General features: G+C 70.5%; 18 protein-coding genes. 10 read left to right on the top strand and 8 right to left on the bottom strand.

Annotation, left to right across the window (positions count from 1 at the left end):
• Positions 1–97: 97 nt before the first annotated feature.
• A complete protein-coding gene (locus ACFVFH_RS03175) occupies positions 98–559 on the top strand; it encodes a MerR family transcriptional regulator (RefSeq protein ID WP_383762593.1) in 462 nt (153 codons plus the stop codon).
• On the top strand, positions 559–1,575 hold the full coding sequence (locus tag ACFVFH_RS03170; RefSeq protein WP_383762590.1) for an aldo/keto reductase: 1,017 nt from the start codon (positions 559–561) through the stop codon (positions 1,573–1,575). Before ACFVFH_RS03175 ends, ACFVFH_RS03170 begins: the two co-directional genes overlap by 1 nt.
• A gap of 18 nt (positions 1,576–1,593) precedes the next feature.
• Here the strand turns inward: ACFVFH_RS03170 and ACFVFH_RS03165 are convergent, their stop codons facing one another.
• The 6 genes from ACFVFH_RS03165 to ACFVFH_RS03140 form a co-directional block, all read right to left on the bottom strand.
• Positions 1,594–2,640 (bottom strand): alpha/beta hydrolase, encoded by a 1,047-nt coding sequence (locus ACFVFH_RS03165; RefSeq protein WP_383762588.1) that lies wholly within the window; start codon positions 2,638–2,640, stop codon positions 1,594–1,596.
• 146 nt (positions 2,641–2,786) lie between these two features.
• Entirely contained in the window at positions 2,787–3,470 is a 684-nt protein-coding gene (locus ACFVFH_RS03160; protein ID WP_383762586.1) for a response regulator, read from the bottom strand.
• Positions 3,467–4,819: a sensor histidine kinase gene (locus ACFVFH_RS03155; RefSeq protein ID WP_383762583.1), complete on the bottom strand. Its 1,353-nt coding sequence runs from the start codon at positions 4,817–4,819 to the stop codon at positions 3,467–3,469. The genes ACFVFH_RS03160 and ACFVFH_RS03155 overlap by 4 nt, the downstream gene beginning before the upstream one ends.
• A gap of 127 nt (positions 4,820–4,946) precedes the next feature.
• The gene (locus tag ACFVFH_RS03150) at positions 4,947–5,897 is read right to left on the bottom strand and encodes a DUF4429 domain-containing protein (protein ID WP_383762580.1); all 951 of its coding nucleotides are present in this window, start codon (positions 5,895–5,897) and stop codon (positions 4,947–4,949) included.
• A gap of 85 nt (positions 5,898–5,982) precedes the next feature.
• Complete coding sequence (locus ACFVFH_RS03145) at positions 5,983–7,194, bottom strand: alpha/beta hydrolase (RefSeq protein ID WP_383762578.1); 1,212 nt, start codon at positions 7,192–7,194, stop codon at positions 5,983–5,985.
• 230 nt (positions 7,195–7,424) lie between these two features.
• On the bottom strand, positions 7,425–8,090 hold the full coding sequence (locus ACFVFH_RS03140; RefSeq protein ID WP_383762574.1) for a TetR family transcriptional regulator: 666 nt from the start codon (positions 8,088–8,090) through the stop codon (positions 7,425–7,427).
• Between the two features lie 117 nt (positions 8,091–8,207).
• On the opposite strand from ACFVFH_RS03140, the gene ACFVFH_RS03135 reads away from it, so the two are divergent.
• Both ACFVFH_RS03135 and ACFVFH_RS03130 read left to right on the top strand, forming a co-directional pair.
• Entirely contained in the window at positions 8,208–9,818 is a 1,611-nt protein-coding gene (locus ACFVFH_RS03135) for an MFS transporter (RefSeq protein ID WP_383762572.1), read from the top strand.
• Positions 9,819–10,002: 184 nt separating this feature from the next.
• Positions 10,003–10,380, top strand: coding sequence for a peptidase inhibitor family I36 protein (locus ACFVFH_RS03130; RefSeq protein WP_383762569.1), 378 nt, complete (start codon positions 10,003–10,005; stop codon positions 10,378–10,380).
• A gap of 156 nt (positions 10,381–10,536) precedes the next feature.
• Here ACFVFH_RS03130 and aceE read toward each other — a convergent pair whose 3' ends face one another.
• The gene (gene aceE / locus ACFVFH_RS03125) at positions 10,537–13,269 is read right to left on the bottom strand and encodes a pyruvate dehydrogenase (acetyl-transferring), homodimeric type (RefSeq protein ID WP_383762566.1); all 2,733 of its coding nucleotides are present in this window, start codon (positions 13,267–13,269) and stop codon (positions 10,537–10,539) included.
• A 471-nt stretch (positions 13,270–13,740) separates the two neighbouring features.
• On the opposite strand from aceE, the gene ACFVFH_RS03120 reads away from it, so the two are divergent.
• The 6 genes from ACFVFH_RS03120 to ACFVFH_RS03095 all read left to right on the top strand — a co-directional run bounded on the left by ACFVFH_RS03120 (position 13,741) and on the right by ACFVFH_RS03095 (position 18,365).
• On the top strand, positions 13,741–14,163 hold the full coding sequence (locus ACFVFH_RS03120; protein ID WP_093542974.1) for a DUF3052 domain-containing protein: 423 nt from the start codon (positions 13,741–13,743) through the stop codon (positions 14,161–14,163).
• Between the two features lie 162 nt (positions 14,164–14,325).
• Positions 14,326–14,784: a peroxiredoxin gene (locus ACFVFH_RS03115; protein WP_124717865.1), complete on the top strand. Its 459-nt coding sequence runs from the start codon at positions 14,326–14,328 to the stop codon at positions 14,782–14,784.
• Between the two features lie 146 nt (positions 14,785–14,930).
• Complete coding sequence (locus ACFVFH_RS03110) at positions 14,931–15,506, top strand: TerD family protein (RefSeq protein ID WP_383763544.1); 576 nt, start codon at positions 14,931–14,933, stop codon at positions 15,504–15,506.
• A gap of 168 nt (positions 15,507–15,674) precedes the next feature.
• On the top strand, positions 15,675–16,250 hold the full coding sequence (locus ACFVFH_RS03105) for a TerD family protein (RefSeq protein WP_383762562.1): 576 nt from the start codon (positions 15,675–15,677) through the stop codon (positions 16,248–16,250).
• Between the two features lie 70 nt (positions 16,251–16,320).
• Positions 16,321–17,460, top strand: coding sequence for a DUF475 domain-containing protein (locus tag ACFVFH_RS03100; protein WP_383762559.1), 1,140 nt, complete (start codon positions 16,321–16,323; stop codon positions 17,458–17,460).
• A 170-nt stretch (positions 17,461–17,630) separates the two neighbouring features.
• Positions 17,631–18,365, top strand: a complete 735-nt coding sequence (locus ACFVFH_RS03095) for a Tellurium resistance (protein WP_383762557.1) — start codon at positions 17,631–17,633, stop codon at positions 18,363–18,365.
• Positions 18,366–18,520: 155 nt separating this feature from the next.
• Here the strand turns inward: ACFVFH_RS03095 and ACFVFH_RS03090 are convergent, their stop codons facing one another.
• A complete protein-coding gene (locus ACFVFH_RS03090; RefSeq protein WP_383762554.1) occupies positions 18,521–19,423 on the bottom strand; it encodes a TerD family protein in 903 nt (300 codons plus the stop codon).
• Positions 19,424–19,590: the final 167 nt, after the last annotated feature.

Genomic DNA, 19,590 nt, shown 5'->3' with positions numbered 1-19,590 from the left:
GTCGGACGCCCCGGCGCGGCCCCCGGAGGGTGCGCGGGCGGGTTCCTCTCCGATTGCGCTTGCTTCGAGTGCACTCCAAGGTTCTAGCGTGGAGGGCATGACGGTGATGGAGAGCACTTCGGCGAAGGTGGACGTCTGCACCACGGCACCCCCGGCGCATCCGCGTCCCGAAGGTCAGGACCGGTACACCATCAGTGAGGTCGCGGCCTTCACCGGGCTCACCGCGCACACCCTGCGCTGGTACGAGCGGATCGGGCTGATGCCGCACGTGGACCGGTCCCACACCGGGCAGCGCCGCTTCACCAACCGCGATCTGGACTGGCTCGCCTTCGTCGGCAAGCTGCGGCTGACCGGGATGCCGGTCGCCGACATGGTGCGGTACGCGGAGCTGCTGCGCGAGGGCGAGGACACCTTCGAGGAACGGAAGGAGCTGCTGGAGGCGACCCGGCGCGACGTGAAGTCGCGGATCGCGGAGCTCCAGGACACCCTCGCCGTGCTCGACCACAAGATCGACTTCTATGCGGGCGCCCGGCGGGCGCCGGAAAGGCCCCGTGTCTGATGACTGACGACAAGATCACCACCGTGGAGCTCGGCAACGGCGGCCCTCAGGTCGGCGTGCAGGGGCTCGGCTGCATGGGCATGAGCGAGTTCTACGGGGACACCGACGAGTCCTCGGCCCGCGAGACGCTGGAGACGGCGCTGGCGGCGGGTGTCACCCTCTTCGACACCGCCGACATCTACGGCAGCGGCGCCAACGAGACCTTCCTCGCCCCGTTCGTCGGGGCGCACCGGGAGGAGATCACCCTCGCCACGAAGTTCGCGATCGAGCGCAAGGACGACGACCCGCACTACCGGGGCGTGCGCAACGACCCCGCGTACATCCGCCAGGCCGTCGAGAACAGCCTGCGGCGGCTGGGCACCGATGTCATCGACCTCTACTACATGCACCGCCGCGACCCGGCCGTTCCGTTCGCCGAGTCCGTCGGGGCCATGGCCGAACTGGTCCAGCAGGGCAAGGTCAAGCAGCTCGGGCTGAGCGAGGTGACCGGTGCGGAGCTGCGCGAGGCGTACGCGGTGCACCCGATCGCCGCCCTCCAGTCGGAGTGGTCGCTCTTCAGCCGGGACATCGAGCGCAGCGCCGTACCGGCCGCCGTCGAGCTCGGGGTGACCGTCGTGCCGTACTCGCCGCTCGGCCGGGGCTTTCTGACCGGGGCGTTCACGGACGCGGCCAAGGACCTGTCGAAGGGCGACTTCCGCCAGTTCCAGCCCCGCTTCACCGGCGACAACGCGAAGAAGAACGCCGCCCTGCTGGAGCCCGTCCACAAGATCGCGGCGGCGCACGGGGTGTCGGCCGCGCAGGTGGCCCTCGCCTGGGTGCAGCAGCGGGCCCAGGTGCACGGGCTGACCGTGGTGCCGATCCCGGGCACCCGCAGGAGCAGCCGGCTGCTGGAGAACGTGGCCGCCACCCGGCTCACGCTGAGCGACGGGGAGCTGGCGCGGCTGGAGCCGATCGCGGGCCTGGTGGCCGGGGACCGGTACCCGGACATGAGCTCGACGTCCGCCGCGCGCGAATAGCCGCTCGTCGCCCCGGGCTCAGCGCGCCTTCCCCGCGGTGATCGCGGCGAAGGCGCGCAGCGAGTCCGTGCCCGGGACGAAGTAGCCGGTGTGGCCGCGGGCGTCCTCGGCCGGGACGCGGCGCGCGCCGAACTCCGGGGCGGCCGGGTCGGGGCCTTGCCCGAGCCCCGCCACCTCGACGTTCGGCACATCGCCGATCCAGTCCGTGGCGTCCTTCGCCGCCCACACCCGGGCATCGGTGTGCAGATCGGCGACATCGTCCGCGCGCATCCCCGGCGAGCCGAGGACGACCAGGTCCCGGGCGTGCAGCCGGGACGCGGCGAGCCCGCACACGACGGAGCCGTAGCTGTGGCAGAACACGGCGGGCGCGGGCACACCGTCGGCCGCGAGACCGTCCGTGAAGCGCTCCAGCCGGCCGGCCCCCGCCTCGGCGAGCGAGCCCGTCGCGGCGTCGATGCCGAGGCCCACGGGGGTGGTGTATCCGGCCCAGGCGATGACCGCGCTGCCGCTCCCGGTCCGGGCGTACAGCGCCTTCGCCATGCCGGCCGGAGTGCCGTACACATCGTTCGTACGGTCGAACGTCCCGGCGTCGATGTCCGAGCCCGGCACCACGACCGCGACATGGCGCGCGGTGCGCAGATCCCCGAAGACCTCGGCGACCTGACCGCGTCCGCGCGGATCGAACGCGAGGATCTGCCGCCGCGGGGACTCCTTGAGGTGCGCGTACCGGGGGTCGTGACCGGCGCGCAGCGAAAGGGCGTTGGCCCGGTAGCGCAGCTCGGCGGGGACGCCGTCCAGGTTGCCGACGACGAGCGGATGGCGGACGACCAGGGCCTGTTGCTGCGCTCCGGTCAACCCCCGGAAGAAGCGGGCCACTTCGGCCGGGGTGCTCCGCCCGGGGTCGGGCAGCTCCCGCCCCAGCGCATGGTCCGCGCGCCAGGCCGCGGTGCCCGGGGGCGGCCCGGTGAGGGGCTGCTGACTGTTGCCGGACGCCCAGCCGACCGTCCCCGTGGCCACGGTGGTGGCCAGTGCGAACGCGGCCAGGGTCCTCGCGTAGCGGCGCATCCCGTCGTCCTCCCTCGCCGGCTGATCCGGCTCCCGTGCGCCGTGCGGCGCGACGGGGAGGAAGTTAGGGAGGGGGAAGGGCCGGGGGCGTCACACCAGGGGGTCAAGTGCGCGGTCATACCCGGGTAGGGCGTGGGCCGCCACCCTCACCCCTCGCCCGGCACCACCACCCCCGCCTCGTACGCGAAGATCACCGCCTGCGCCCGGTCCCGCAGGTCCAGCTTGGCCAGCACCCGCCCGATGTGCGTCTTCACCGTCTGCTCGGCCAGCACCAGGTTCGCCGCGATCTCCTGGTTGGACAGGCCCCGCGCGATCAGCTCCAGCACCTCCGTCTCGCGCGGCGTCAGCCCGTTCAGCCGCAGCGACTGACCGCTCCGGGTGGCCCCGGTCGGGCCCTGCCGGGCGAAGTCCGCTATCAGACGGCGCGTCACGGACGGCGCGAGCAGCGCCTCGCCCGCCGCGACCACCCGCACCGCCGAGATCAGGTCCGCGGGCGGCGCGTCCTTCAGCAGGAAGCCCGACGCCCCGGCGCGCAGCGCCTCGTACACGTAGTCGTCCACGTCGAACGTGGTGAGCATCAGGACCTTCGGCCGGTGCACCACCCCCCGCGGCGGGTTCAGCAGCTCGCGGGCGGCCGCCAGGCCGTCCATCTCGGGCATCCGGACATCCATCAGGACCACGTCCGGGTGGACGCTGCGGCTGACGTCGATGCCCTGGCGCCCGTCCGGCGCCTCACCGACCACGTCGATGTCGCTCTGCGCCGAGAGCAGCGCCGCGAACCCCGCCCGCACCATGGCCTGGTCGTCGACGATGATCACACGGATGGTCAAGAGTCCTCCGGGTCCTTGGGCGTGGCAGCGGTCAGCGGAAGCCGCGCGGCCACCCGGAAGCCGCCGCCCGGCAGCGGTCCGGTGTCCAGCGTGCCGCCGGTCAACCGTACGCGTTCGCGCATCCCGACCAGGCCGTGCCCCGTGCCGGACGACTCCAACGGCGAATCGGGTTGCCGCGCCCGGTCGTTGACCACCAGGACGGTCAGATGCGTGGCGTCGGCGGTGACCGATATCCGGGTCAGCGCACCGGGCGCGTGCCGGATCACATTGGCCAGCGCCTCCTGCACGATCCGGTACGCCGACACGTCCACCGCCTGCGGCATGTCCGGAAGCCGGGCGGGGAGCGAGAGTTCGGCCGGGAGCCCCGCCCGTACCGTCGCCTCCACCAGCTGCTGCACCCGGTCGAGACCCGGCTGCGGTGCCCGCTCGCCCTTCGTGCCGTCGTTGCGCAGCACCGTCAGCAGCCGCCGCATCTCCGTCAGCGACTCCCGTGCGCTCGCCGCGATCGCCGCGAACTCCTCGCACGCCTCCTCGGGCAGCCCGCTGATCCGGTACGGCGCGGAGTCGGCCTGGACCGTGATCACGGACATGTGGTGCGCGACCACGTCGTGCAGCTCGCGGGCGATCCTGGCGCGTTCTTCCAGCAGCGTGCGCTGCGCCCGTTCGGCCTCGCTGATGGTCTCCTGCTCGGCCAGCCGGCGCTGGGCGTCGCCCCGCTCCCGGATCACCGCGCCGATCACCATGAACACCGCGCCGAGGGCCGGGAGCAGCGCCGAGGTGCCGTTGCTGCGGTCCGTGGCGGCCAGATGCAGGACCAGGCTCGTCGCCGCGGTCAGCGCCCAGACGGAGACCGCGGTCCGCCGGGTCTCGCGCAGGGCCACCGCGAGCAGCACGAAGAAGTAGCAGATCAGCGTGGGCGGGGGCCAGGGCCAGATGCCCTGCGGCGGCTCCGGGTAGGCGAGCAGGACCAGCGCCCCCAGGACATCGGCGGGGAAGATGATCCACCACGCCTGCAACGGGCGGTGCGCCAGCATCAGGAGCGGCCCCGTCTGGGCGACGACCAGCAGACCCGCCACCGCGTCGGGCAGCTCGTACTCATGGGTCAGCACATTGATCGTGACCGGGAGGAAGATCGCGGTGAGGACGAGGACGACCGCGTACGGCAGCAGCCTCCGCCACCGTTTGCGCGCGCCCGCCAGGGGCGGGACCGGGGGGTGGGACGGGTGGGAGAGCCCGTGGGCGATCTCGCGGAGGTTGCGGCGGGCGGCGCTCACCAGCCCGTCGGCAGCGGGCTGCGGGGGACCCGGGGGCGGAGCGGAGTGCGGGGCTCGGGGCGGGGAAGTCGTCATGGCCGCATCAGCGTAGGCAGCGGACGTGCCCGGTGGCGTCATACCGGGGTTCCGGTTCGCGACCAGGCGCCTCGTACGGGGGTACTACGGGGCGGTCACCGGCCGCCGCCCGCTCCGCCGCGCGGTCCTACAACTCGGCCAGCAGCTGGGCCTTCTTGGCGCTGAACTCGTCGTCCGTCACCAGCCCCGCCACGTGCAGCTCCCCGAGGTGCCTGATCCGCTCCGCGATGTCCGCGGGGTCGCGCCGTACCGCGGAGGCCAGGACGGCGGCGGGCACGGCGGCAGCCGAATGGTTCCTGCGCACCGACTCCAGCACGGCCGCGGCGAACGGCAGCGACTCGTGCACCGGGCCGTAGCCGAGGCCGAAGACCACCGCGGCCGGGTCCTGGTCGGCCCGGGAGGGGCGGGACGCCATCGGCTGCGGGCACCGCACCGCGCCCGGGTCCGCCGCCAGGCCCGCGCCACCGCCGGGGGCGGGCTCCGGGGCCGTGTTCTCCAGGCCTCTGGGCACCAGCCGCAGACAGCCCTCGAACCCCTCCGGCGAGCGCCACTCGACCCCGCTCAGCTCCGTCACCGGGAACGTCTGGTCGCCGGCCTTCCACTTCGCCGTCGACGCGCCCGTCCAGAACCAGCGGAAGGAGACCCGCTGACCGTCGAAAGCCGCCCGGCCGTCGTACGCCTTGAACTGCATCGGCGCCTCGGGCGCCGCGACCAGGAACCGCTCGGCGGGCTCCGCCGCGTCCGGGCCGAGCAGGGCCCGCAGCTCGTCCGCGTAGTACTCGGCGAGCGTCGCGCGCTCGGCGGGGAGCACCAGCCGGTACGGATCGCAGCCGTCCTTCAGCTGCCCCGCCGCGGCCTCGACCAGCGGATCGGCACCAGGTCTCGGCACGGCACGCAGGATTACCGTGCCCCGCTTGCCCGGGGTCAGCGTCACCGACGACAGCGCCGCGTACGGGACGCGTCGTTCCCGCAGACTCTGGAAGAGTTTCGGTGTGCGGATTCCCCGTTCGAAGCGGATGAGCACGGAGTCGGTGTCGAACTCCCAGGTGGCATGAATTCCGGCCAGCACATCACCCATGCGCCTCATCGTATGCGGCACTTGCCTCGTACGTCCCCCCTCGGCGCAGGCTGCGGTTCGATGGTCCGCCAGGGCCCCGCGCGCGTCAGATGCCCTGGCTTCCGGTGATTCGTTCGTGGCAGCCGCTGTCGGAGGCCGCACAGCTCACCGACGCGTAGGCGCCCACGCCGATGGCGGCGAAGTTGTCGAGGCTCTCGGTGCCCGGCTCGAAATAGCCACTGTGCCCGATCGCGTCGCCCGCCGAGACGATCCGCGAGCCGAAGGCCGGGTCGACCGGGTCCGCCCCGTGGCCCAGGCCGCCGAGCTCAAGATTCGGTACGTCCTCGATCCAGTCGCCCCGGTCCCGCATCGCCCACACCCGGGCCCCGGTGCGCAGCTGCGCGGCGTTCTCCACCCGCATGCCGGGGCTGCCGGCCACCGCGATGTCGCCGACCCTGGCGGGCAGTTCATGCGCGGCGACCCCGCACAGCACCGAGCCGTAGCTGTGGCAGAACAACGAGACCGGGGCCTTGCCGGGCAGCGCCTCCACCAGGGCCTTCAGCCGCACCGCCCCGCGCTCGGCGAGGTTGCCCAGGGCGGCGTCCATGCCGATACCGGCGGGCGAGGTGTAGTCGGCCCAGGCGATGACGGCGGTACGGGTGCCGGGGAGCGCGGCGCGCTCCGCCGCGTACAGCGACTTCGCCATGCCGACGGGGGCGGCGTTCACCTTCGGCGCGGACCGCTCCAGTGTCAGCAGGGTGGTGTCGACGCCGGGGACGATCACCGAGATCCGGTCGGCCCGGTCGAGACTGCCGAACACCTCGGCGGCGCGGCCCTTCCCGGACGGGTCGAAGGCGAGGAAGTGGCGGCCGGGGGCGAGCATCGAACCGAGACGGTCCATCCGGCGGACCGCCTCGGCGCGGCCGTCCGGAGAGAGCCGCACATCGTGCGCGCGCCGCCGTTCGACCTGCCGCGCCTGCGCCACGGCACGCCGGTTGGCGCGGTAGCGCAGGGTGACCGGGGCGCCGTTCAGATTGCCCACGACCAAGGGGTACTTGTCGGCAAGTGCGGTGCGCTGCGCGGCCGTCAGCGTGGCGAAGAAGTGGGCCAGCCGGTACGGCGGGGCATCGGCGTCCGGCAGCGCATGACCCGCCACCCGGCCCCGCGCCCAGGCGGCGAGTGCGATCGTGCGTGGCTCGTCGGAGGGTTGGTGACGTACGGCGGTCCAGCCAGTGGTCGCCAGCATCACGAACACGACCGCGACGGCGAGCAGCGCGCGCCATGCGGTGAGCGTGGGGGAGGAGTCGAAGGAAGTCACTCAGGCCCACATTAGGAGACGCGCGACGACAGCCGTGACGAGGGTGACACACATCACTCGGCTGCGGGGAATTCACGCGCGCACTTTTCACGCTGTGTGGTTGTCACCCGCACACTCAGGTGCGCGCGGTGGCTCCGGGAGGCCGCATGTGGCCGCCGGGGCGCGGCTGTTGTGAGGTCGGTCATGCCGCGCCGCTGAGGAATACGGCACACCGGGGGGTGCCCGTGCGACTATTCCGCGCCGCCGTCCGACCGCCAGTCGCCGGCCAGTGCGGGTCCGAGCTGGTCCAGGTGCGCCTCGGTCAGGGCCCGCAGCGAATCCACGTCGGAGTCCCGGCCCCGCCCCCAGAGCTGACCGGAGACCCGTATCACCCCGCAGAACGCGGCCACCGCGACCCTCGGCCGCGGGTCCTTGTCCACATCGAGCCCCTCGCGCCCGGCGATCAGCAGCGCGATCTGGTTCTCCAGGTCGCTGCACCGCCGCAGATGGGCGGCGAGCAGCGAGGGCGTCGACTCGATCATCCGGTACGTACGCATGTGGAGTTCGACCGTGACGGTCTCCTCGATCACCTCGCCGAGGGTGTTCCAGGCGCACAGGACCGCGTTGCGCATCGCCTCGAACGGGGCCTCGGCCGCAGGGCGTCGGCGCAGCTGCGCGAGGAAGTGCGACTCCACCATCTTCTGGATGGCGAAGGCCGCCTCCTCCTTGGAGGCGAAGTAGCGGAAGAACGTGCGCTGGGAGACCTCCACGGCGTCGACGATCTCGTCGACCGTGGTCCGCTCGTACCCCTGGGTGGTGAAAAGATCGAGGGCGGCGTGCAACAGGGCGTCCCGGGTGCGTCGCTTCTTCCGTTCGCGCAGTCCGGTCGGATGCGCGGCCCGCTGCCCATCGGTCACTTAACTGGCCTTCTTTCTCCTGCTTTGTCCAGCTCAGCGTACCTGTGAGCTACGTGACAGTTACCGACTTGTGAAATGGTTTGTCAACTGTCAGCGACTGACACTAATGTCCCCGGCATGACTAGTCAGACCACCGTCGACAAGGCGTCGCGGGAGCCGCAGGAAGCCGCCGCTCCCGCCCCTGCCAAGGGGCTGCGCGGCCACCCCTGGCTGACGCTCTTCTCCGTGGCCATCGGCGTGATGATGGTCGCGCTCGACGGCACGATCGTCGCGATCGCCAACCCCGCCATCCAGCAGGACCTGAACGCCTCGCTCGCGGACGTCCAGTGGATCACCAACGGCTACATGCTCGCCCTCGCGGTCTCCCTGATCACCGCGGGCAAACTCGGTGACCGGTTCGGCCACCGCCAGACCTTCCTCATAGGCGTCGTGGGCTTCGCCGCGGCGTCCGGGGCCATCGGCCTGTCCGACAGCGTCGCCCTGGTGATCGTGTTCCGGGTGCTCCAGGGGCTCTTCGGCGCCCTGCTGATGCCCGCCGCGCTCGGCCTGCTCCGCGCCACCTTCCCGGCCGAGAAGCTGAACATGGCGATCGGCATCTGGGGCATGGTGATCGGCGCCTCGACCGCGGGTGGTCCGATCCTCGGCGGCGTGCTCGTCGAGCACGTCAGCTGGCAGTCCGTCTTCTTCATCAACGTGCCGGTCGGCGTGATCGCGCTGCTGCTGGGCCTGGTGATCCTCAAGGACCACCGCGCCGAGAACGCGCCGCGCTCCTTCGACATCGGCGGCATCGTGCTGCTGTCCCAGGCGATGTTCTGCCTGATCTGGGCGCTCATCAAGGGCGCCGAATGGGGCTGGGGCGACTACAAGACGCTCGGCTTCCTGGGCGCCGCCGTGGCCCTGTTCGTGGTCTTCGCCCTCTCCCAGAAGAACGTCCGGGAACCGCTGATCCCGCTCGCGATGTTCCGTTCCATCCCGCTGTCCGCAGGCGCGGTCCTGATGGTGCTGATGGCCTTCGCGTTCATGGGCGGGCTGTTCTTCGTCACCTTCTACCTCCAGAACGTGCACGGGCTGAGCCCCGTCGACAGCGGTCTGCACCTGCTGCCGCTGACCGGCATGATGATCGTCGCCTCGCCGCTCGCGGGCGCCATGATCACCAAGTTCGGCCCCCGGGTCCCGCTGGTCGGCGGCATGGTGTGCACGGCGGTCGCCATGTTCGGCATGTCCCAGCTGGACATCGGCACCTCCACCCTGACCATGTCGATCTGGTTCGGCCTGCTCGGCCTCGGCCTCGCCCCGGTGATGGTCGGCGCCACCGAGGTCATCGTCGGCAACGCCCCGATGGAGCTCTCCGGCGTCGCGGGCGGTCTCCAGCAGGCCGCCATGCAGGTCGGCGGCAGCCTCGGCACGGCGGTGCTCGGCGCCGTCATGGCCTCCCAGGTCGACGCCAAGCTGGCCGACAACTGGAAGGCGGCCCAGCTCCCGCCGCTCAGCCCGGAGCAGCTGGACCAGACGTCCTCGGCCGTCGAGGTGGGCATCGCGCCGGTCGGCGGGGACGTCCCGCCGGAGATCGCCGGGAAGATCGCGGGCGTCGCCCATGACACCTTCGTGTCGGGGATGAGCACGGCGTTCATGGTCGCCGGTGTCGTCGCCGTCGTCGCCGCGCTGGTCGCCACCCTCACCAAGCGCGGTACGAACGCCGAGGCGGGCATGGGCGCCGGTCACATCTGACCACCCGCCCGACGGCCCCGGGCCCCGCGCCCACCCGTCAACGCCATGCGTACGACAGCCCCGCCGGACCCGTCCGGCGGGGCTGTCGCCTATCCGGGTGGCACACCCCCGGCCCCCTTCCCCGGGCACTGCCGCGCAGGTCAGGGTGCGGGCAACTGATTCGCACCACCACGGGGGTACTTCCATGCGCACGACCGTCCTCGCCACCACCCTGGCCGCCACCGCGCTCGCCGCCACGGCACTTCTCCCGCAGCCGGCCGCGCACTCCGCGCCCGTCGGACTCGGCTCCTGCGCCGCCGGACAGCTCTGCCTCTGGGACCAGCCGGACTTCACCGGCACCCGCCGGACCCACGAGCTGTCCACGACCGACATCGAGAGCTGCGTCGCACTGCCGAAGGGCAGCAGGGTCCAGGCCCTCGCCAACCGCACCGGCCGCCCCGTCACCACCTACCAGTCGGCGGAGTGCGCCGAGACCGGTGAGTTCGAGACCTACCCGGGCGGCGGCACCTGGGTGCCCCGGTCCCCGTACCAGGTCAGGGCCTTCAAGATCTGGGAGAACTGACCCGGGGCCCGAGCACCGGGCACCGGCCGCGAACGCCGGAGGGCGGCGGGACCTCCCGGCCCCGAGCGCAGGAGGGCGGCGGGACCTCCTGGCCGCGAATGCCGGAGGGCGGCGGGACCTCCCGGCCCCGCCGCCCTCCGTCACCGCTCCTCGGCGCTACGCGTCGCCGCCCGCCGCGCCCGGCTCGGCCGCCGCGACGTCCAGCAGCTCGTACCGGTCGATGGCCTGCTTCAGCAGCGAGCGGTCGATCCGGTTCTCCTTCGCGAGCTCGGTGAGCACCGCGAGGACGATCGACTGCGCGTCGATGTGGAAGAACCGGCGGGCCGCGCCACGGGTGTCGGCGAAGCCGAAGCCGTCCGCACCCAGCGACTGGTACGCACCGGGCACCCAGCGCGCGATCTGGTCCGGCACCGAACGCATCCAGTCCGAGACCGCCACGAACGGACCCTCGGAGCCGGAGAGCTTCCGCGTCACGTACGGGACGCGCTGCTCCTCCTCCGGGTGCAGCAGGTTGTACCGCTCCACGTCCACGGCCTCGCGGCGCAGCTCGTTCCAGGAGGTCGCCGACCAGACGTCCGCCCTGACGTTCCACTCCTCGGCGAGGATCCGCTGCGCCTCGACCGCCCAGGGGACCGCCACACCGGACGCCATGATCTGGGCCGGGATCTCGCCCCGGTCGGCCGCCTTGAAGCGGTAGACGCCCTTGAGGATGCCCTCCACGTCCACGTCCGCCGGCTCGGCCGGGTGCTGGATCGGCTCGTTGTACACGGTGAGGTAGTAGAAGACGTCCTCACTGTTCTCGCCGTACATCCTGCGCAGACCGTCCTTGACGATGTGCGCGATCTCGTACCCGAACGCCGGGTCGTACGCGACACAGCCCGGGTTGGTCGAGGCGAGCAGCTGCGAGTGGCCGTCCGCGTGCTGGAGACCCTCGCCGGTCAGCGTCGTACGTCCGGCGGTCGCACCCAGCACGAAGCCGCGCGCGAGCTGGTCGGCCATCTGCCAGAACTGGTCACCCGTGCGCTGGAAACCGAACATCGAGTAGAAGACGTAGACCGGGATCAGCGGCTCGCCGTGCGTGGCGTACGCCGAACCGGCGGCGATCAGCGAGGCCGTGCAGCCGGCCTCCGAGATGCCGTCGTGCAGCATCTGACCGGTCGGCGACTCCTTGTACGCGAGCAGCAGATCCCGGTCCACCGCCTCGTACTGCTGGCCCAGCGGGTTGTAGATCTTCGCGCTCGGGAAGAAGGCGTCCATGCCGAAGGTGCGGTACTCGTCGGGCGCGATCAGCACGAAACGCTTGCCGATCTCCTTGTCCCGCATGAGGTCCTTCAGGATGCGGACGAACGCCATGGTCGTGGCGATCGACTGCTGACCCGAACCCTTCTTCGCGGTCGCGTACGTCTTGTCCTCGGGCAGGACCAGCGGCTTGGCACGCACCACCCGGGTCGGGACGTAACCGCCCAGACCCTTGCGGCGGTCGTGCATGTACTGGATCTCCTCCGAGTCACGGCCCGGGTGGTAGTACGGCGGCAGGCCGTCCTCCAGCTGCTTGTCCGTGATCGGGATGTGCAGCCGGTCGCGGAACCGCTTGAGGTCCTCGACCGTGAGCTTCTTCATCTGGTGGGTCGCGTTGCGGCCCTCGAAGTTCGGCCCCAGGGTCCAGCCCTTGACCGTCTGCGCCAGGATCACCGTCGGCTGGCCCTTGTGGGCCTTGGCCGCCGCGTAGGCCGCGTAGACCTTCTTGTGGTCGTGACCGCCGCGGCCCAGGTGCAGGATCTGGTCGTCGGTCATGTCCTTGACCATGTCGCGCAGCCGCGGGTCGTCCCCGAAGAAGTGCTCCCGGATGTACGCGCCCGACTCGGTGGCGTACGTCTGGAACTGGCCGTCCGGCGTGGTGTTGAGCTTGTTGACCAGGATGCCGGTGCGGTCCTGCGCGAGCAGCGGGTCCCAGGAGCGGTCCCAGACCAGCTTGATGACGTTCCACCCGGCGCCGCGGAACTGCGACTCCAGCTCCTGGATGATCTTGCCGTTGCCGCGCACCGGGCCGTCGAGCCGCTGGAGGTTGCAGTTGACGACGAAGGTGAGGTTGTCCAGGCCCTCGCGGGCGGCGATGGAGAGCTGGCCGAGGGACTCCGGCTCGTCCATCTCGCCGTCGCCCAGGTAGGCCCAGACGTGGGACTTGGAGGTGTCGGCGATGCCGCGCGCCTCCATGTAGCGGTTCATCCGGGCCTGGTAGATCGCGCCGAGCGGGCCGAGGCCCATCGAGACGGTCGGGAACTCCCAGAAGTCCGGCATCAGCCGCGGGTGCGGGTAGCTGGACAGGCCGTTGGGCGCCTTCGACTTCTCCTGACGGAAGGCGTCGAGCTGCGCCTCGCTCAGCCGGTCGAGCAGGAAGGCGCGGGCGTAGATGCCCGGGGACGCGTGCCCCTGGAAGAAGATCTGGTCGCCGCCCAGGCCGTCGTCCTTGCCGCGGAAGAAGTGGTTGAAGCCCACGTCGTACAGCGAGGCCGAGGAGGCGAAGGTGGCGATGTGGCCGCCGACGCCGATGCCCGGACGCTGGGCGCGCGAGACCATCACGGCCGCGTTCCAGCGGGTCGCGTTGAGGACCTTGCGCTCGATCTCCTCGTCGCCGGGGAAGAACGGCTCGTCCTTCGTGGCGATCGTGTTCACGTAGTCCGTACTGCGCATCTCCGGCACGGCGACGCGCTTCTCGCGCGCCCGCTCGATGAGCCGGAGCATCAGATAACGGGCCCGCTCGCGGCCTCGCTCGTCGACTGCGGCGTCGAGCGAGTCGAGCCATTCCTGGGTCTCTTCGGGATCGAAGTCCGGGACCTGGCTCGGCAGGCCGCCAATGATGATCGGGTTGCGATCGGATCCGGAAGCCACGCTGTTCCTTCGCTGTTCGGTGGTGCTCTACGGGGCCTGATTGACGGAGAACATGCCCCCGGGATGTATGCAAGTACGCCATCACCATCGTGTACCGCGAGGGCGTAAACGTCATCTCTACCGAGGGGTAACCGCCGTGTGGTGAGACATCGCGTACGGCGCGCGGGGATGGTCCGGGCCAAACCGCAACCATACGCCCAACCCGTCCAAGCGTTCCCAAAGGATGTTCGACTCCGAATGGCGGACCGAAACGGCATAAGCTGTGGAAGGACGTAAAGGGTGTGGAAGGAAGCGCAGGGCCCCCGCGGGGGGCCGCCCGGCAGTGCGGCGACGTGGCAGGGAACGTCACCGTTTAGGCGGTCTCGCACGCTGGGTACTTGCGCGATCCGCCGCTCCCGTGTGGACTACGGCCAATGCCCCGCGCACGCGCGTGGCTGAAGCATTTTCCGAAACATGATCAGGAGGCAACCCGTGAGCGCGACCGCGGACCACGCGGAGGAGCGGACCAACCCGGCAGCACGCCTGGGGTTCGAGCCCGGACAGGTGGTCCAGGAGATCGGCTACGACGACGACGTCGAGCAGGAGCTCCGTGAGGGCATTGAGGCCACGATCGGCCAGGATCTCGTCGATGAGGACTACGACGACGTCGCAGACGTCGTCCTGCTGTGGTTCCGCGACGAGGACGGCGACCTTACGGACGCGCTGGTGGATGCCATTGGTCTGCTCGAGGACGGCGGTACGGTCTGGCTGATGACGCCGAAGACCGGCCGTGACGGATACGTCGAGCCGAGCGACATCAACGAGGCAGCACAGACGGCCGGTCTCTCCCAGACCAGGAGCGTCAACGCGGGCAAGGACTGGGCGGGCAGCCGTCTGGCCACGCCCAAGCGCTGAACCACGCTCGCCACGCATTCGCTCTGAAGGCCCCCGACGGCACCCCGCCGCCGGGGGCCTTCGTACGGCCGGGGGCGCCGCAGCGCCCCGGCCCCGGCGCTGCGTAGGGTGGGAGCCACCCGGACGGCCCAGCCCGGTGAACGTAGCGAAGGGACGCTTTTCATGGCGATCGAGGTCGGCACCAAGGCCCCGGATTTCGAGCTCAAGGACAACCACGGCCGGACCGTGAAGCTCTCCGACTTCCGCGGCGAGAAGAACGTGGTGCTGCTGTTCTACCCGTTCGCCTTCACGGGCGTCTGCACGGGTGAGCTCTGCGCGCTCCGCGACGAGCTGCCGAAGTTCGAGAACGACGACACCCAGCTCCTCGCCGTCTCCAACGACTCCATCCACACCCTGCGCGTCTTCGCCGAGCAGGAGGGCCTGGAGTACCCGCTGGTCTCGGACTTCTGGCCGCACGGCGAGACCTCCCGTGCCTACGGTGTCTTCGACGAGGAGAAGGGCTGCGCGGTGCGCGGCACCTTCATCATCGACAAGGAGGGCGTGGTGCGCTGGACCGTCGTCAACGGCCTGCCCGACGCACGCGACCTCAACGAGTACATCAAGGCGCTCGACGCGCTCTGAGCCGGTACCGGCTGATCCGCGGGCGACCCGGCGAAAAGCCTGCTTCGCCGGGAACCGGTCACTAGGATCCAGTCGTTGATCGGATGCCAACGCAACGTGGAGGCGCCGGCGCCTGCCGGCCCCCAAGGAAACCAATGGGAGGACTCGTGGGAGTCAGCCTCAGCAAGGGCGGCAACGTCTCGCTGACCAAGGCCGCGCCCAACCTGACCGCGGTCGTCGTCGGTCTCGGCTGGGACGCCCGCACCACCACCGGTGGTGACTTCGACCTCGACGCCAGCGCCCTGCTGACGAACGCCGCGGGCAAGGTCGGCAGCGACGGTAACTTCGTCTTCTTCAACAACCTCAAGAGCCCCGACGGTTCCGTCGAGCACACCGGTGACAACCTCACCGGTGAGGGCGAGGGCGACGACGAGGTCATCAAGGTCAACCTGGCCGCCGTTCCGGCCGATGTCGACAAGATCGTCTTCCCGGTCTCGATCTACGAGGCCGAGACCCGGCAGCAGAGCTTCGGCCAGGTGCGCAACGCGTACATCCGCGTGGTCAACCAGGCCGACAACAGCGAGCTGGCCCGCTACGACCTCAGCGAGGACGCCTCGACGGAGACCGCCATGGTCTTCGGCGAGCTGTACCGCAACGGGGCGGAGTGGAAGTTCCGCGCCATCGGTCAGGGGTACGCCTCGGGGCTGCGCGGCATCGCGCAGGACTTCGGCGTCAACGTCTGAGAAGGCGCGACCGGGCCGGCCCGCCGAGGCCCGGCCCGGGGCACGCCCGCATGAATCCGTCCGGCGCCGCACCTCCGTGCGGCGCCGGACGCGCTCGACAGACGGTCCGGGGCTCCACGGCCCGACGGGCCCGGCAGACGGTTCAACGACTCGGGGAGGACACACACCATGGGCGTCACGCTCGCCAAGGGAGGCAACGTCTCCCTCTCCAAGGCCGCACCCAACCTCACCCAGGTGCTGGTCGGGCTCGGCTGGGACGCACGATCCACCACCGGCGCCGACTTCGACCTCGACGCCAGCGCACTGCTGTGCCAGTCGGGCCGGGTGCTCGGCGACGAGTGGTTCGTGTTCTACAACAACCTCAAGAGCCCCGACGGCTCCGTGGAGCACACCGGGGACAACCTCACGGGCGAGGGGGAGGGCGACGACGAATCGGTCATCGTGAATCTCACCCAGGTCCCGGCGAACTGCGACAAGATCGTTTTCCCGGTCTCCATCCATGACGCCGACAACCGGGGCCAGACCTTCGGCCAGGTCGGCAATGCGTTCATTCGCGTGGTCAACCAGGCGGACGGCCAGGAACTCGCACGCTACGACCTCAGCGAGGACGCCTCGACGGAAACCGCGATGATCTTCGGCGAGCTCTATCGGTACAACGGCGAGTGGAAGTTCCGTGCGGTGGGACAGGGGTACGCGTCCGGGCTGCGCGGTATCGCTCTAGACTTCGGGGTCAACGTTTCGTAAAGCCGCGCACGGCGCGGGGGAGCCCCGTACACCTCGGGGGAGACCCGTTACATACACGATGGGGTAGCCAGTGCTTCTGAAAACCTTCGGCTGGTCGTTCGCGATTACCGCGCTCGGCCTGGTCGCAGCTGTGATCTACGGGGGGTGGGAAGCCTTCGGGGTCGTCGCGATTCTTTCCGTCCTGGAGATCTCGCTGTCCTTCGACAACGCGGTGGTCAACGCCGGAATCCTGAAGAAGATGAATGCCTTCTGGCAGAAGATCTTCCTCACGGTCGGTGTGCTCATCGCGGTCTTCGGCATGCGACTGGTGTTCCCCGTCGTGATCGTGGCCATCACCGCCAAACTGGGCCCGATCGAAGCGGTCGACCTTTCGTTCAACCAGCCCGATCGCTACCAGGAACTGGTCACGGACGCCCACCCGGCGATCGCCGCCTTCGGTGGCATGTTCCTGCTGATGATCTTCCTCGACTTCATTTTCGAGGACCGTGACATCCAGTGGCTGCGCTGGATCGAGCGCCCGCTGGCCAAGCTCGGCAAGGTCGACATGCTGTCGGTCTGCATCGCGCTGATCGTGCTGCTGATCGCGGCCCTGACCTTCGCGGGCAACGCGCACCAGCACGGCGGCGGTCACGCGGACAAGGCGGAGACGGTCCTGCTCGCCGGTGTCGCCGGTCTGATCACGTACCTCATCGTCGGCGGTCTCTCCGGCTTCTTCGAGGACAAGCTGGAGGAGGAGGAAGAGCGCGAGCACGAGGCCGAGGAAGAGGCGAAGAAGAGCGGCAAGAAGGTCTCGGCCGTCGTCCTGGCGGGCAAGGCCGCCTTCTTCATGTTCCTGTACCTGGAAGTGCTCGACGCCTCCTTCTCGTTCGACGGTGTCATCGGTGCCTTCGCCATCACCAACAACATCGTGCTGATGGCCCTCGGCCTCGGCATCGGCGCCATGTACGTCCGTTCGCTCACGGTCTACCTGGTCCGCCAGGGCACGCTCGACGACTACGTCTACCTGGAGCACGGCGCCCACTACGCCATCGGCGCGCTGGCCGTCATCCTGCTCGTCACCATCCAGTACCAGATCAACGAGCTGATCACCGGCCTCGTCGGTGTGGTGCTGATCGCCTGGTCCTTCTGGTCCTCGGTCCGGCGCAACAAGGCGCTGGAGGCGGAGGGCGGCGACGCCGATTCCAAGGCGGAAGTCCCGTCCGGGGTGTGACCCGGTAGGGATTGAGGAACGCTCTCAGCGGGGCGGTCCGTGAGGCAACGGTTCTCCGGAGACATCCGGGCCCGGCCCCGCGGCCGCCCCGCAGTGATGTGGGCGCCCCCGGTGAGAGACGGGACGGCCGCGGAGTCCGGGGCACTTTTCTACATGTGTGGGGGTTGGGGATGGCGTTCTGGGACAACCTGTGGCCACGGCGGGAGGCGCAGTTCGAGTCGGGCAACTCGGCGACGAGTTCCATCGTGCTCTCCCGCCGGCACGCCACGGTCTCGCTGACCAAGCAGGGCGCGCTGTCCGGCAATCTGCGGGTCAACCTCTCCTGGCAGATGCGCACGTCGGACATCATGGGCCGGTCGCGCCAGAGCGGCCGGCTGCTGCGGCCGCTGAAGCTCTTCAAGCCGGATGTGGTCCAGGCCCACACCCAGGGCATGGTCAACGTCGACCTGGACCTGGGCTGCATGTACGAGCTCAAGGACGGCACCAAGGGAGTGGTCCAGCCGCTGGGCAACCTCATAGGCGATCTGAACGCGCCGCCGTACATCCGGCTCAGCGGGGACGACCGCTTCGGGGCGCCGTCGGGTGAGACGGTCTACGTCAATCTCGACCAGCGCGACCAGTTCAAACGACTGCTGTTCTTCGTCTACATCTACGACCAGACCCCGGCCTTCGACCGTACGCACGCCAAGGTGACGCTCTATCCGGGCAACGGCCCCCGGATCGAGATCGAACTCGACGAGCACGCTCCGGAGGCCCGTTCCTGCGCCGTGTTCACGGTGGAGAACGTCAAGGACGACCTGATCGTGCGGCGCGAGGTGAAGTTCGTCTACGGCTTCCAGTCGGAGCTGGACCGGATGTACGGCTTCGGCATGCAGTGGGGGCGCGGCTACAAGACCCGGACCTGACCGGGATCGGCGCGGGCACCACCAAGGACGCGGGCCCGGTCTCCGGGCGGGTGTCCCCGGGCCGGTCTCCGGGACGGGGCTTCCCCGGGCCCGGTCCCCGGGCAGGTGTCCCCGGGTCCGGTCTCCGGGACGGGGCCTCCCCGGGCCCTGCCCGCTCAGGACCGCACGAACTGCGGCCCCTGCGGCGGCAGCACGAAGTTCGGGTCCGGTGCGGGCGCCGCGGCCGCGGCGGGCTGCGGATAGCCGTAGGCCGGCGGCGCGGCGGTCTGGGGGTACCCGTACGCGGGCTGGGCCGTGGGCCGGGCAGCCGCGGGCTGTGGATAGCCGTACGCGGGCTGCTGGTGCTGGACCGTGGTCTGCGCGTCCGGGCCGGGCGCGGCCGGAGGGAAGTCGGGGGCGGCCGGGGGGAAGTCGGGCGCGGGCGGGAAGCCGGGCGTGGCCGCCGGGACGGGTGCCGCCGTGTGCGACGGGGCGGGTGCCGCCGTGTGGGACGGGGCGGGCTCCGGTTCGGCCGCGGTCTCGTCGACCGAGATGCCGAAGGCGGTCGCCAGACCGACCAGTCCGGTGGGGTAGCCCTGCCCCACGGCCCGGAATTTCCAGCCATCGCCGCGGCGGTAGAGCTCGCCGCAGATGATCGCCGTCTCCTCACCGGTTTCCGGCCGCACGTCGAAGACCGCGAGCGGCTCCCCGCCGGGCGTCGCCGCGTCGTACAGCAGGATGCGCAGATCGTGCACCTGAGCGAACGCGGCCCCGTCGGAGGACGCGGCGACCACCACCTGCTCGACCGAGGCGTCGAGCCCGCTCAGATCGGCCTCGATGGTGTCCGTGAGCCCCTCGGGGACGCTGCGCTTCGGCAGCCGTCGCACCAGGCCGGAGGGGTGGCGGGGCTGGTTGTAGAAGACGAAGTCCTCGTCCGAGCGCACGCGGCCGCCGACTCCGAGCAGCAGCGCCGAGGCGTCCACGTCCGGAACCCCGGTGCCCGGGGTCCAGCGCAGCACGGCCCGTACGGCCATGGCGTCCAGAGGGACGTTCGAGCCTTTCACCATCGCGTGCGTCATGCCGGTCATCCTGCCTGCTGGCTGCCCGCCCGGACAACGCGGGGGCGTACCGGGTGTCCCGGCGTCGTACCGGAATCACAGGGTCCGCAGTGCTCCACCCCGTCGGGAAATGGACGAGTTACCCGGAATTCATGGCTGCGGGGAACTCTTGACACCCGATCGTACGT

This window comes from Streptomyces sp. NPDC057697, from assembly GCF_042799335.1.
Classification (GTDB): Bacteria; Actinomycetota; Actinomycetes; order Streptomycetales; family Streptomycetaceae; genus Streptomyces.
Note: the sequence above shows the minus strand (reverse complement) of the source record. Positions and strands in the feature narration are given on the sequence as shown.